Source organism: Salinivibrio sp. MA351, assembly GCF_001996065.1.
Lineage (GTDB): Bacteria > Pseudomonadota > Gammaproteobacteria > Enterobacterales > Vibrionaceae > Salinivibrio > Salinivibrio costicola.
In genome coordinates, this window is sequence record NZ_MUFG01000009.1 from 50,298 (window position 1) to 62,805 (window position 12,508).

Genomic DNA, 12,508 nt, shown 5'->3' on the forward strand with positions numbered 1-12,508 from the left:
ATTGATGAACGCGTTATGGCGTGTATACACCAACACCAAGCTCGTTTTCGTTGCGCGTCTTCGCCATGATTTCGGTTGGCGAGACGGCGACACGCAAGTCCATATCTTTTTCGGTACGAACCAGCTCACCGCGGAGCGAGTTTGGCATCACTTCAGTAATTTTTACGTCAACAAATTGGCCAATCAAATCGACAGAGCCTTCAAAGTTGACCACTCGGTTATTCTCAGTACGGCCGCGCAGCTCCATAAGATTCTTACGCGATGGCCCTTCGACTAAGATACGTTGTTCGGTTTCTAGCATCATACGTGAATAGCGCATCGCTTGGCTGTTCACTTGCTGCTGCAAACGGTACAGGCGTTCTTTTTTCACTTGCTCTGGTGTGTCGTCAGGCATATCTGCCGCTGGCGTCCCTGGGCGAGGTGAATACACAAAGCTGAAGCTCATATCAAAGTCGATATCGGTAATCAGCTTCATGGTCGCTTCAAAGTCTTGCTCAGTTTCTCCCGGGAAGCCGACGATAAAGTCTGAGCTGATGGTGATATCGGGACGTGCCTGACGCAACTTACGGATCTTGGATTTGTACTCAATCGCCGTGTGCGGGCGTTTCATCATGGTCAAGATTCGATCAGAGCCACTTTGTACCGGCAAGTGCAAAAAGCTCACCACTTCTGGCGTATCACGATACACCTCAATGATATCATCGGTAAACTCAACCGGATGACTGGTGGTGTAGCGAATGCGATCAATACCATCGATAGCGGCGACATAGCGCAGTAAGTCAGCAAAGGTACAGATGTCGCCATCATGAGTCTCACCGCGATAGGCATTCACATTCTGGCCTAGCAGGTTTACCTCACGCACACCTTGCTCGGCAAGCTGGGCAATTTCGAACAGCACATCGTCGAGCGGACGGCTCACTTCTTCGCCGCGCGTATACGGCACAACACAGAACGTACAGTATTTCGAGCAGCCTTCCATAATGGAGACAAACGCTGTCGCGCCATCGGCACGCGGCTCAGGCAGACTGTCAAACTTCTCAATTTCTGGGAAGGTAATGTCCATCACTGTGCCACTGTCGCCACGTGATTGTTTTATCATTTCAGGTAGACGATGTAGCGTTTGGGGGCCAAAAATGACGTCCACATAAGGCGCACGCTCGCGGATGTGATCGCCTTCTTGGGTTGCCACACAACCACCAACGCCGATCACCAGCTCTGGATTCTTGTCTTTGAGTGTTTTCCAACGCCCCAGTTGGTGGAATACCTTTTCTTGTGCTTTTTCACGAATTGAACAGGTATTGAGGAGGAGAACATCTGCGTCTTCTGGTTGTTCGGTCAGCTCATAGCCACCGGCAGAATTTAGCAGATCTGCCATCTTGGATGAGTCATACTCATTCATTTGGCAACCCCAGGTTTTGATCAGCAGTTTCTTAGCCATGTAACTTCACGCTCATTATTAATCTTATGGTCGACATTACCCTTTCAAGCTGTATGGTTTTTAATCAGTCAATCAGCTTGGCAAGCCGCGTATTGTACTGCTTTCCTATATCGCTGACCAGATCACAGGCTGGGAGAAATGGTGTCAATCTGGATAAGTGATTGAGCCGACGCCGCAAAACGAGATCGGAAAAGCGAATTTGCCCCCACTTTGATCGGATTGATATCGAATTCTCGTTTACCTTCAGTAGAATGCTGGCATTAACGGGACAAAGAGACAGTCATGAATCAATTTGAAATTATTATTGTCGGCGGTGGCATGGTCGGTGCCGCTGCCGCATTAGGACTTGCCCGCCAAGGTCGGCAGGTGGCATTGATAGAACGCCAAGAACCGGATCCTTTCCATGCGTCACAACCGATGGATTTACGGGTGTCTGCGATATCTCATGCGTCTGTCAGTTTGCTTCAAGACTTAGGCGCATGGGCCGACATTGAAGCCATGCGAGTCTGTCCCTATCGACGATTAGAAACCTGGGAAGCAGAAGACAGCCGTGTGTGTTTCAGTGCCGACCAACTCGAATTACCACAGTTAGGATATATGGTCGAGAACCGCTTGATTCAACTCGGCTTGTGGCAACAGTTTGCTCGTTTTGACAATTTGCACCTTGTCTCACCGGCCTCGATCACGGGTATGGCGCAGGCGGGCCGTCTGCATCAACTCCAATTAGACAGTGGCGAAACACTAGAAGCGCCCTGGTTGATTGGTGCCGACGGTGCCCACTCCAAAGTGCGAGATTACGCGCAAATCGGTCTTACCAGCTGGGATTATCGTCAGCATTGCATGTTAATTCATGTCGAAACGGCCGCGCCCCAACAAGATATTACCTGGCAGCAATTCTTTCCCTCAGGGCCGCGGTCATTACTGCCATTGTGCGGCAACAATGCCTCATTAGTGTGGTATGACAGCCCGGCGCGAGTTCAACAGTTGTGTCAGCTCAATGCTGAGCAGCTTAAAGCCGAGATAGGGCGCCATTTCCCACCACAAGTGGGTGATGTCACCCCCATCAACTGGGGCGCATTTCCGCTAACGCGTCGTCATGCCCAGCAATACCATCGTAACGGCGTAGTAGTCATGGGAGATGCCGCCCACACCATTAACCCGCTCGCGGGGCAAGGGGTGAACTTAGGCTTCAAAGACGTGAGCGCGTTGCTGGATGCCTGTGCCGATGCAGGCGCACAATGGCAAGCAGAGTCAACGTTAGCGGCGTACGAAAAAGCACGCCGTACGGATAACATGATGATGCAAACCGGGATGGATGTGTTTTATGCCGCGTTTAGTAACCGAATCACGCCTTTAAAACTGGCACGTAATGCGGTGTTTAAACTGGCTGAACACAGCGGCCCGGTGAAAAAACATGTATTGAAGTATGCGTTAGGCTTGTAGATAAACGCAAAAAAGCCCACATGGTGTGGGCTTTTTAATATGGCTGGGGTACCAGGATTCGAACCTGGGAATGACGAGATCAAAACCCGTTGCCTTACCGCTTGGCGATACCCCAGTAGGTGTTACCTAACCCGGCCATTTAAACATCATGCCGAATTACAAAAATAAATGGTGGCTACGACGGGATTCGAACCTGTGACCCCATCATTATGAGTGATGTGCTCTAACCAACTGAGCTACGTAGCCACTCTGTCAGGCATAGTGCCTTAAGACGCTGCGAATTATGCGGATCTGGGCGAAAGTCGTCAAGGTCTGGTTATTGTTTTTTTTGCGATTTTGCATTCATTGGCTGCAATAATCGCCATTTTGAACAATTTAACGGCAAAGCCTACCGAGTAGGTGGCGGAGAACGTTGAATGATGGGAATAAAAAAACCAGCCCGGAGGCTGGTCTAAATATCAATAGGATGGGGTCTCGACAACGCACCCTAAAGCATAACGTATGTGCGTATTAAACGTTGAAAMGGAAGTGAATCACATCGCCATCTTTAACGATATATTCTTTCCCTTCCAAGCGCCATTTACCGGCATCTTTGGCGCCGTTTTCACCATTGTTAGCGATATAATCATCATAGCCAACCACTTCGGCGCGGATAAAGCCTTTTTCAAAGTCGGTATGGATTTTACCCGCCGCCTGTGGCGCGGTTGAGCCAATCGGCACTGTCCAAGCACGTACTTCTTTTACACCTGCAGTGAAATAGGTATGCAAGGTAAGCAGCTCGTAACCGGCGCGAATCACGCGGTTTAGGCCTGGCTCTTCTAGCCCCATTTCATCCAAGAAAGCCGCCGCTTCTTCGGCATCTAGCTCGGCAATCTCGCCTTCGATTTCCGCACACACGGCCACCACGGTTGCGTCTTCTTGGGCGGCAATTTCACGCACTTTGTCGAGGTACGGGTTGTTTTCAAAACCATCATCATTGACGTTGGCAATGTACATGGTCGGCTTAAGCGTCAAAAAGTTAAGATATTGTACTGCTGCGGCTTCTTCTTTGCTCAGTTCGACCGAGCGCAACATCTTGCCTTCTTCTAGGACAGGGAGCAGTTTTTCAAGCACGGTTAGCTCAAATTTGGCATCTTTATCGCCACCTTTGGCTTTTTTGGCGTTGCGCTGCATCGCACGCTCACAGCTTTCAAGATCAGCCAGCGCAAGCTCGGTGTTAATCACGTCGATATCATCAGCCGGATCCACTTTACCTGCCACGTGAACGATATTGTCATTCTCAAAGCAACGTACCACATGACCAATCGCATCGGTTTCACGGATGTTCGCTAGGAACTTGTTCCCTAAACCTTCACCGCGCGATGCGCCGGCAACTAAGCCGGCGATGTCAACGAACTCCATCGTGGTGGGGAGCACTTTCTGTGGATTGACAATTTTCGCCAGCGCATCCAAGCGTAGATCAGGAACAGGGACCACGCCCGTATTGGGTTCAATCGTACAAAATGGAAAGTTAGCCGCATCAATGCCGGCCTTGGTCAGTGCATTAAACAGAGTGGATTTGCCTACGTTTGGTAGACCCACGATGCCACATTTAAAACCCATGAGATGGTAACCCTTTAATCAAAATTACTGTGCTTTGAAGGTATGTAGACGATTTTGCGCCTTGGCGAGATCATCTTTGAGCAGGATCTCGAGGCTGCGTACTGCCTCATCAGTGGCCTGCTCTAGCAGGCTCTGCTCATTAGCGGGGGCTTTGGTAAGCACGTATCCCGCTACCTTATCCTTGTGACCCGGATGACCGATGCCTATCCGAAGCCGATAAAACGATTTGTCATTTGCAAGTTTGCTAATGGTATCACGCAGGCCATTATGGCCACCGTGTCCACCACCTTGCTTAAACTTGGCCACACCGGGTGGTAAGTCTAGCTCGTCATGCGCCACCATGATGGCGTCGACGGGAATATTGTAAAAGTTGGCCATGGCTTGCACCGCTTTACCCGACAAGTTCATGTACGTGGTCGGGATCAACACACGGAGATCGTGTCCATGTACATTGATACGGCCGGTTAAGCCGAAGAACTTTTTCTCTTCTTTTAGCGGCACGTTGTGAATACGTGCTAGCTCCTGAACGACCCAAGCACCGGCATTATGGCGCGTTTGGCTGTATTCAGGGCCTGGATTGGCCAATCCCACTAGTAAGCGGATTTGATTACTCACGACGTTTCTCGCTATCTATCTACTTATCGTAGCCGGTGAGCATCGAGCCCACGCAAAAAGGCGCCATATCCTACCATTGATATGGCTAAAGGATCGAGTCAGCCATTCAAAATGGGCAATAAAAAAACACCCTGCACAAGGGCAGGGTGTTTCTTGTCGGTCTATGACAATGCGTTAAGAATTAAACATTGCAGAGATCGACTCTTCATTACTGATACGGCGAATCGCTTCTGCCAGCATGCCCGACAGTGTTAATTGAGACACACGCCCGGTTGCTTGAATTTCGGCGCTCAATGGTGTGGAGTCAGTGACCACAATTTCATCAATGACGGACTCAGCGATATTCTTCGCTGCATCCCCCGAGAATACCGGATGCGTTGCATAGGCGAATACACGCTTAGCGCCACGGTTCTTCAGGGCTTCGGCGGCTTTACACAGGGTGCCACCGGTATCAATCATGTCATCAACAATGATGCAGTCACGGCCTTCAACGTCGCCAATCAAGTGCATGACTTGCGACACGTTAGCACGCGGACGGCGCTTATCAATGATGGCAATGTCAGTGTCATCCAATAGTTTGGCCGTCGCACGCGCTCGCACAACCCCGCCAATATCAGGAGAAACGACCACTGGGTCTTCTAAATTTTTCGCCAGCATGTCTTCAAGCAGCACAGGGGTACCGAAGATATTATCAACAGGGACGTCGAAAAAGCCTTGGATTTGTTCTGCGTGGAGGTCCACAGTGAGTACGCGGTCAACGCCAACGTTAGAAAGGAAATCTGCAATAACTTTTGCGGTGATAGGAACACGGGAGGAGCGTACGCGGCGGTCTTGACGGGCATAACCAAAGTAGGGGATAACTGCGGTTATGCGGCCAGCCGATGCACGTCGGAACGCATCTATCATCACGACCAATTCCATTAAGTTGTCATTGGTCGGTGCACAGGTAGATTGGATGACGAACACGTCACTACCGCGCACGTTCTCGTTAATCTGAACACACACTTCACCGTCAGAAAAACGGCCAACAGTGGCGTCACCCAGTGACATGTAAAGACGGTTTGCGATACGTTGGGCGAGAACGGGTGTCGCGTTACCAGCGAACAGCTTCATATCAGGCACGGTGGAAACCTCGGGTTGCATCCATTTAATAGTCACTGGCTCACAGTGTGTTGCTGTCGTGCATCGAGTTGCTGTAGCGCATCGAGTAGGGGCGATCGGTTCAACCCTCGTGCAACAAACCCTGTCAGCCAGTTAGGCATAGTGTCGAGTGTGTTCTGGGCATCATGTGCGGTGTCAAACTCGGCAAACACGCACGCGCCTGTCCCAGTCATCCTAGACGGCGCATATTCTAGCAGCCACGAAACAGCCTTATCAACCTCGGGGAATTGTTTACGGGCTATCTTTTCGCAATCGTTTTCGTGTTTTTGTGTCATTAGCTCAGAAACTGTGCGCTTTGGCGTACTTCTTTGCAAGTCTGGATGAGTAAAAATGGCAGCGGTGGAAATAGACACGTCAGGCTTAACCACCAAGTAATATTTCTCATCAGGGCATACAGACGTCAATTTTTCGCCAACGCCTTCCGCCAACGCCGCATGACCGTGAATGAAAATAGGCACGTCAGCCCCCAAGCCTAGGCCAATGTCCGCTAGTTTAGTCTGGCTCACCTGGGTTTGCCATAAATGATTCAACGCCACCAAGGTCGTGGCTGCATCTGATGAGCCTCCGCCCAGCCCGCCGCCCATGGGCAAATGTTTTTCCAGATGAATATCTGCGCCTTGTGGGCATCCGGTATGGTTTTGCAGCGCCTTGGCGGCTTTGATAATCAGATTGTCTTCCTCATCGACGCCGTCAATGGCGGGGCTAAGGTTGATCGTGCCGCTGTGATTAGGCGTAATAGCCAAGGTGTCGCCGTGATCTAAAAACTGAAACAAGGTTTGCAGTTCGTGGTAACCATTGGCTTGGCGTCCATTGATATAAAGAAATAAGTTAAGTTTCGCTGGCGCGGGCCAGTAGGTTGTTTCAGTCATTATCGAGTGTCCAAGTAGAAATCATCAGTTTGATCGTTTGCTGGTCGTTACTGAGCGTGATTCGAGTTGGAAGCGCAGGCTGGGTCTCGGCGCTGTAGCCTTGATAATCGATATCCCAACCTTGTGTGTCGTCGAGGGCGGCCAAGCGGTTATCGGGGCCGAGTGAAAAGCGGTCTTGTGCGCGTGGTAGGCCAATCAACCAAGGGGCAAGCGCGTCAACGGGTAAATGGGCGCCGGTCAAATAGGCGATCAAACGGGCTGGATTAGGGTCTTGGTATTGCTTGCCCTGATCATCAACCAAGGTCGCACCTTGCGCATTCATGGTTAGAGACAACAGGGTGGTTCCCAAAAAATTCGTTAGCCGCAGTGTCGATTCAGTCGGAGAATGGCGCCAGTAAAGGTTGGCAGAAAAGCGCGTATCTGGTGCGATAAAAGCCACCTTACCGCGTGCGGTATAACTGTCTATGGTCTCAAGCGATGCGCGATGCGTTTGCCATTCTGTGGTAGGAGCCGGCGCCGTTGCACAGCCAGAGAGCACCGCAAAGACGACCGTCAACATACTGATTCGTATACAAGAGAAACCAGCGCGTATACAAGGGAAGCCAGTGCGCATAAAAGAGAAACCAGCGCGTATACAGGAGAAAACAGTACGTATACAGGAGAACATGAAAGCGAGTATCCTTTTATAACGTCAACAGACAGTGATCAGCATTTGGCATTACTTTGCCATAAGCGCCGAGGTGAGAGAAGTCAGTTAGGCACTTAGCCGTGCGGGAGGAAAGAATGGGTATAGTTGTTGTTGGCCAGTCTGTCATCAATCTCGTGAGGCTTCACATTTCCGCACCACGAAAATACTGCGATACAATGTTCGCTTTAATTCACGGGGGGCATCAAGTAAAATCCCCCGCTCCAATCCTTACTGGTGCTGTCGGTAACAACGCTTCATGAGCCTGTTAGTTCTCGGAATCAATCACAAAACGGCCCCCGTCGAGCTGCGGGAAAAGGTCGCCTTTTCGCCGCAACAACTGGAGCAGGCGTTAGGGCAGCTTTCCGAGCATCCGCAGGTGCGCAGCTGTGTGATTGTCTCAACCTGCAATCGCACCGAAATCTACGCCGAGTTAAACCAACCTGGTGTCGGGGTCTTGGTTGAATGGCTCACACGCTTTCATCAACTCAGTGGCGAAAGTTTGATGGCAAGCATTTATTATCACGAGGAACAATCTGCGGTGAAGCATCTGATGCGTGTTGCCTGTGGGTTAGATTCTTTGGTGTTAGGTGAGCCGCAGATATTAGGTCAAGTTAAACAAGCGTACGCGAGTGCCAGTGATGCCGATATGATTTCCGGCTCGTTGGAAAAATTGTTCCACAAAACCTTTGCGGTGGCAAAACGGGTACGAACCGAGACCGAAATTGGTGGCAACGCGGTATCTGTTGCATTTGCGGCCTGTACGTTGGCCCGCCAGATTTTTGAATCCTTAGCGGACGTCACCACATTGTTGGTTGGCGCGGGAGAAACGATTGAACTGGTTGCGAGACATTTGCATGAGCATCAATGCAGCCAAATTATCTTTGCGAACCGTACGCAATCGCGCGCTCAATGTTTAGCTGAACAGTTTGATGCCAAAGTGATTGGCTTAGACGCGTTACCCGAGCAGCTTTGCCACGCCGATATCGTGATCAGTTCAACGGCGGCGCCCATGCCTTTGATTGAAAAAGCGATGGTTGAAAAAGCCTTGAAACAGCGACGCCACCAACCCATGCTGTTAATCGATATCGCGGTACCACGAGACATAGACGAGAAAGTGGGCAACTTATCGGATGCTTATTTGTACAGTGTGGATGACTTACAATCCATCGTGGAGCACAATCGAGAACAACGAAAGTTGGCCGCGATCCAAGCAGAAGCCATTGTCACCGAAGAAAGCGCCGACTTTATGCGCTGGTTACGTTCACGCGAAGCGGTAGATAGCATCAAGCAATACCGGACACAGTCCGAACACATTAAACAGGCGGAGCTGGCGCAGAGTATTCAAGCCCTTGCCAATGGGGCTGACGCAGAAAGCGTATTACGCCAGCTTAGTAACCGCCTGACCAATAAACTGATCCACCCTCCTACACAAGCGATGCAGCAGGCTGCCCAAAATGGTGAGCCCGATAAACTGGCCGTGATGCGTACGTGCTTGGGGCTGGACAGCGACAACTAACGAAGAGATTTATGAAAGCATCAATATTAGCGAAGCTAGAATCGCTGGCGGAGCGCTACGAGGAAGTACAACACCTGCTCGGAACGCCTGAAATCATTAGTGAGCAGAACAAATTTCGTGCGCTGTCGAAAGAGTACGCGCAGCTGGAAGAAGTGATCAAATGTTTTACGGCGTTTAAGCAAGCCAAAGAAGACCTCGCGGCAGCGCAAGAAATGGCCAACGAAGATGATCCTGACATGCGCGAGATGGCGCAAGAAGAAGTCGCGCAAGCCGAGCAAAGCATTGTTGCGTTGACCGATCAGCTGCAAATCTTATTGTTGCCGAAAGACCCGAACGATGACCGTAACTGCTTTTTGGAAATCCGTGCTGGGGCCGGTGGCGACGAAGCCGGGATTTTTGCGGGTGACTTGTTCCGCATGTATAGCCGTTATGCAGAGCAACGCGGTTGGAAGCTGGAAATGATCAGTGCCAGTGGAGGAGAGCACGGCGGCTTTAAAGAAGTCATTGCACGTGTGGCTGGCGAAGGCGCCTACGGTGTGCTGAAATTTGAATCCGGCGGCCACCGTGTACAACGCGTACCTGCCACCGAGTCGCAAGGTCGCGTCCATACGTCAGCGTGTACCGTGGCGATTTTGCCTGAAGTGCCAGAAACGGAAGCCCCTGAAATTAATCCGGCCGACTTGAAAGTTGACACCTTCCGAGCCTCAGGAGCGGGGGGGCAGCACGTCAACACCACGGACTCTGCGATTCGCATTACTCACTTGCCGACCGGCACTGTGGTGGAATGCCAAGATGAGCGTTCACAACATAAAAACCGCGCCAAAGCCATGTCAGTACTGGCAGCACGTTTGATTAAAGCGGAAGAAGAAAAACGCGCTGCCGAGGAAGCCTCAACCCGTCGTAACCTGCTTGGCTCGGGCGATCGTTCCGATCGGATTCGGACTTATAACTATCCGCAAGGTCGCGTCTCCGATCATCGCATTAACTTAACCTTGTATCGTTTAGACGATGTGATGCAAGGGGATCTCGATAGCTTGGTGGATCCTGTGATTCAAGAGCATCAAGCGGATCAATTAGCGGCCTTGTCTGAGCATCCATAATGACAGTCACGATAGGCGCGTTGCTGGCCGATAGCACCACTGAGCTCACCGCATTATCCGGTGGCTCAGCGGGCATTGATGTCAAAGCCTTGCTCTGCCATGTGTTAGCGCAACCTACCAGCTATCTCTACACCTGGCCCGAGCGCAAACTCACCGCGGCACAACTGGCGCAATTTCGTCAGCTGTTTGCCCGCCGACTGCAAGGAGAGCCGATTGCATACATTCTCGGCTACCGTGACTTTTGGACCCTGAGACTGAATGTATCGCCAGCGACGTTGATCCCGCGTCCAGAAACCGAACTCTTGGTAGAGCAGGCGTTAGCGCTTCTGCCAGCGACCCCTTGTCGGGTGTTAGACTTAGGCACCGGCACGGGAGCGGTGGCATTAGCCATTGCCAGTGAGCGCCCCGATATCACCGTTGTGGGCGTTGATTTGATGCCAGAAGCAGTGATGTTGGCAAGCCGAAACGCGGATGCACATCAAATTAACAACGTCCACTTTATTCAAAGTGACTGGTTTAAGGCGTTAAGCGATATGCATCGGTTTGATCTGATTGTCAGTAATCCGCCTTACATCGATGAGACGGATCCGCATCTGCAACAAGGGGATGTTCGTTTTGAGCCCATGAGTGCGCTGGTGGCTGAAGACAGTGGGTTGGCAGATATTCGTTATATTGGTCAATCCGCCCCCGATTACTTAGCCGCCTCTGGCTGGTTGATGGTCGAACACGGCTACAACCAGGGAGAAGCGGTGCGTCGTGTATGGAAAGAAGCGGGTTGGCACAATCTCCAAACCCAACAAGATTACGCTGGGCTCGATAGAATCACCTTGGCACAGCGACGTTAATTGAGACTGACAGGAAGCAGGAATCATTATGATCTACATGGCCCTCAAGCACACCCACTTACTGACCGTGGTATTAAGCCTCTCTTTATTCGTGATCCGTTTCGTCTGGGTGATGCGTGATAGCGAGATGATGAACAAAAAATGGGTCAAGGTCACGCCGCACGTGGTCGACACCTTGTTATTGACCACCGGTGTCGCATTGATTTTTGTCACCGGTTTTATACCGTTTACAGAGTCTGGTGCGTGGTTAACCGAAAAGCTGACCTGTGTACTGGCTTACATTGCATTAGGCTTTGTTGCTTTACACTACAGCCGCGGCAAACTGTTCCGGACACTGGCGTTTTTTGGTGCATTAGGGTGGGCCTATGCCGCCGCTAACTTAGCACTGATTAAAGTTCCACACCTAATGGGATAAATATGATGCCATTAACCGATCAACAATTAGATTCGCTAACACTGGCAGAAGGGGCTATCAGCCTCAACCATGCCATTGACGCGTCGATCGACGCTCATCAAGTGAAGGCCTCTCTCGATCGTCTCGCGGATGAAGCGGAGCATCAGCTCGGCGCCGAGCCCGATATGGCGCTGCGTCTTGAGGGATTATGCCGTCTTTTTTATCACCAATGGCAGTTTAAAGGCGATATCGAGCAGTACTTTTCTTCCGATAATGTCTTTTTGGATAAAGTCTTAGCGCGTAAAACCGGGATCCCCGCTTCACTGGGGGCAGTGTTTTTATACCTCTGTGAGCGCTTATCTTTACCCGTTCAACCCATCGCTTTTCCTAGTCAATTAGTGTTGAGAATTGATCAACTGGATAACGCTCCTGTGTTTATTAACCCCTTCAATGGCGAACGTGTGAGCCAACGTACTTTACGCGGCTGGTTAAAAGGGAGCCAAGGGCCGCTGGCGGAGCTTGAAGATTCACACTTATTGCCGAGCGACAATCCAACCATTATTGGTCGTTGGCTGACGGTGGCCAAAAGTGCTTTATTACGCGAAGAAAAGTACGCCCTGGCACTGCGTTGTAGTGAGCTTGCGTTGACCTTTAGCCCAGACGATCCTTACGAAATTCGTGATCGTGGCTATATTTTTCAGCAGTTGGATTGCGATCGCGTAGCGGCGACCGACTATGAATATTTTATCGAGCAGTGCCCGGACGATCCGGCCGCTGAGCTGTTAAAAATGCAAGTGAAAGCGCTTAACGAAGAGCAACCGACGTTACATTAATGCG

General features: G+C 50.8%; 12 protein-coding genes and 2 tRNA genes. 6 read left to right on the top strand and 8 right to left on the bottom strand.

The annotated features are described in order from the left end of the window. Window positions 1-13 precede the first annotated feature (13 nt). Window positions 14-1,438 carry a tRNA (N6-isopentenyl adenosine(37)-C2)-methylthiotransferase MiaB gene (miaB, locus tag BZG78_RS06880; protein WP_077461589.1) on the bottom strand — a complete coding sequence of 475 codons (1,425 nt, stop codon included), beginning with the start codon at window positions 1,436-1,438 and terminating at the stop codon, window positions 14-16. Between the two features lie 282 nt (window positions 1,439-1,720). Here miaB and BZG78_RS06885 point away from each other — a divergent pair, with 282 nt between their 5' ends. Next, window positions 1,721-2,881, top strand: a complete 1,161-nt coding sequence (locus BZG78_RS06885) for a 2-octaprenyl-3-methyl-6-methoxy-1,4-benzoquinol hydroxylase (protein ID WP_077660754.1) — start codon at window positions 1,721-1,723, stop codon at window positions 2,879-2,881. A 40-nt stretch (window positions 2,882-2,921) separates the two neighbouring features. Here the strand turns inward: BZG78_RS06885 and BZG78_RS06890 are convergent. The 7 genes from BZG78_RS06890 to lolB all read right to left on the bottom strand — a co-directional run bounded on the left by BZG78_RS06890 (window position 2,922) and on the right by lolB (window position 7,687). Further along, window positions 2,922-2,996 (bottom strand) — tRNA-Gln (locus BZG78_RS06890). Window positions 2,997-3,050: 54 nt separating this feature from the next. After that, window positions 3,051-3,127: transfer RNA gene (locus BZG78_RS06895), tRNA-Met, on the bottom strand. 264 nt (window positions 3,128-3,391) lie between these two features. Then, on the bottom strand, window positions 3,392-4,483 hold the full coding sequence (gene ychF, locus BZG78_RS06900) for a redox-regulated ATPase YchF (RefSeq protein WP_077660755.1): 1,092 nt from the start codon (window positions 4,481-4,483) through the stop codon (window positions 3,392-3,394). A 24-nt stretch (window positions 4,484-4,507) separates the two neighbouring features. After that, window positions 4,508-5,098 carry an aminoacyl-tRNA hydrolase gene (gene pth, locus BZG78_RS06905; RefSeq protein WP_077460058.1) on the bottom strand — a complete coding sequence of 197 codons (591 nt, stop codon included), beginning with the start codon at window positions 5,096-5,098 and terminating at the stop codon, window positions 4,508-4,510. Between the two features lie 174 nt (window positions 5,099-5,272). Continuing rightward, entirely contained in the window at window positions 5,273-6,220 is a 948-nt protein-coding gene (locus BZG78_RS06910) for a ribose-phosphate pyrophosphokinase (protein ID WP_025673291.1), read from the bottom strand. Between the two features lie 32 nt (window positions 6,221-6,252). Continuing rightward, a complete protein-coding gene (gene ispE / locus BZG78_RS06915; RefSeq protein WP_077660756.1) occupies window positions 6,253-7,128 on the bottom strand; it encodes a 4-(cytidine 5'-diphospho)-2-C-methyl-D-erythritol kinase in 876 nt (291 codons plus the stop codon). Further along, entirely contained in the window at window positions 7,121-7,687 is a 567-nt protein-coding gene (lolB, locus tag BZG78_RS06920; protein WP_025744489.1) for a lipoprotein insertase outer membrane protein LolB, read from the bottom strand. Before lolB ends, ispE begins: the two co-directional genes overlap by 8 nt. 385 nt (window positions 7,688-8,072) lie before the next feature. Between lolB and hemA the strand changes: the two genes are divergently transcribed. The 5 genes from hemA to BZG78_RS06945 are packed head-to-tail and all read left to right on the top strand — an operon-like array spanning window position 8,073 to window position 12,504. Beyond that, entirely contained in the window at window positions 8,073-9,332 is a 1,260-nt protein-coding gene (gene hemA / locus BZG78_RS06925; protein ID WP_077460061.1) for a glutamyl-tRNA reductase, read from the top strand. Between the two features lie 11 nt (window positions 9,333-9,343). After that, window positions 9,344-10,432 (top strand): peptide chain release factor 1, encoded by a 1,089-nt coding sequence (gene prfA / locus BZG78_RS06930; protein ID WP_077575927.1) that lies wholly within the window; start codon window positions 9,344-9,346, stop codon window positions 10,430-10,432. Further along, window positions 10,432-11,277: a peptide chain release factor N(5)-glutamine methyltransferase gene (gene prmC, locus BZG78_RS06935; RefSeq protein ID WP_077575926.1), complete on the top strand. Its 846-nt coding sequence runs from the start codon at window positions 10,432-10,434 to the stop codon at window positions 11,275-11,277. The genes prfA and prmC overlap by 1 nt, the downstream gene beginning before the upstream one ends. A gap of 31 nt (window positions 11,278-11,308) precedes the next feature. Continuing rightward, complete coding sequence (locus BZG78_RS06940; RefSeq protein ID WP_025673295.1) at window positions 11,309-11,692, top strand: SirB2 family protein; 384 nt, start codon at window positions 11,309-11,311, stop codon at window positions 11,690-11,692. Between the two features lie 2 nt (window positions 11,693-11,694). Further along, window positions 11,695-12,504 carry a tetratricopeptide repeat protein gene (locus BZG78_RS06945; protein WP_025744492.1) on the top strand — a complete coding sequence of 270 codons (810 nt, stop codon included), beginning with the start codon at window positions 11,695-11,697 and terminating at the stop codon, window positions 12,502-12,504. Window positions 12,505-12,508: the final 4 nt, after the last annotated feature.

Bases quoted from the DNA above. Each gene is read 5' to 3' on its own strand.
- miaB (WP_077461589.1), bottom strand. From the start codon at position 1,438: ATGGCTAAGAAACTGCTGATCAAAACCTGGGGTTGCCAAATGAATGAG.
- BZG78_RS06885 (WP_077660754.1), top strand. From the start codon at position 1,721: ATGAATCAATTTGAAATTATTATTGTCGGCGGTGGCATGGTCGGTGCC.
- ispE (WP_077660756.1), bottom strand. From the start codon at position 7,128: ATGACTGAAACAACCTACTGGCCCGCGCCAGCGAAACTTAACTTATTT.
- lolB (WP_025744489.1), bottom strand. From the start codon at position 7,687: ATGTTGACGGTCGTCTTTGCGGTGCTCTCTGGCTGTGCAACGGCGCCG.
- hemA (WP_077460061.1), top strand. From the start codon at position 8,073: ATGAGCCTGTTAGTTCTCGGAATCAATCACAAAACGGCCCCCGTCGAG.
- prfA (WP_077575927.1), top strand. From the start codon at position 9,344: ATGAAAGCATCAATATTAGCGAAGCTAGAATCGCTGGCGGAGCGCTAC.
- prmC (WP_077575926.1), top strand. From the start codon at position 10,432: ATGACAGTCACGATAGGCGCGTTGCTGGCCGATAGCACCACTGAGCTC.
- BZG78_RS06945 (WP_025744492.1), top strand. From the start codon at position 11,695: ATGATGCCATTAACCGATCAACAATTAGATTCGCTAACACTGGCAGAA.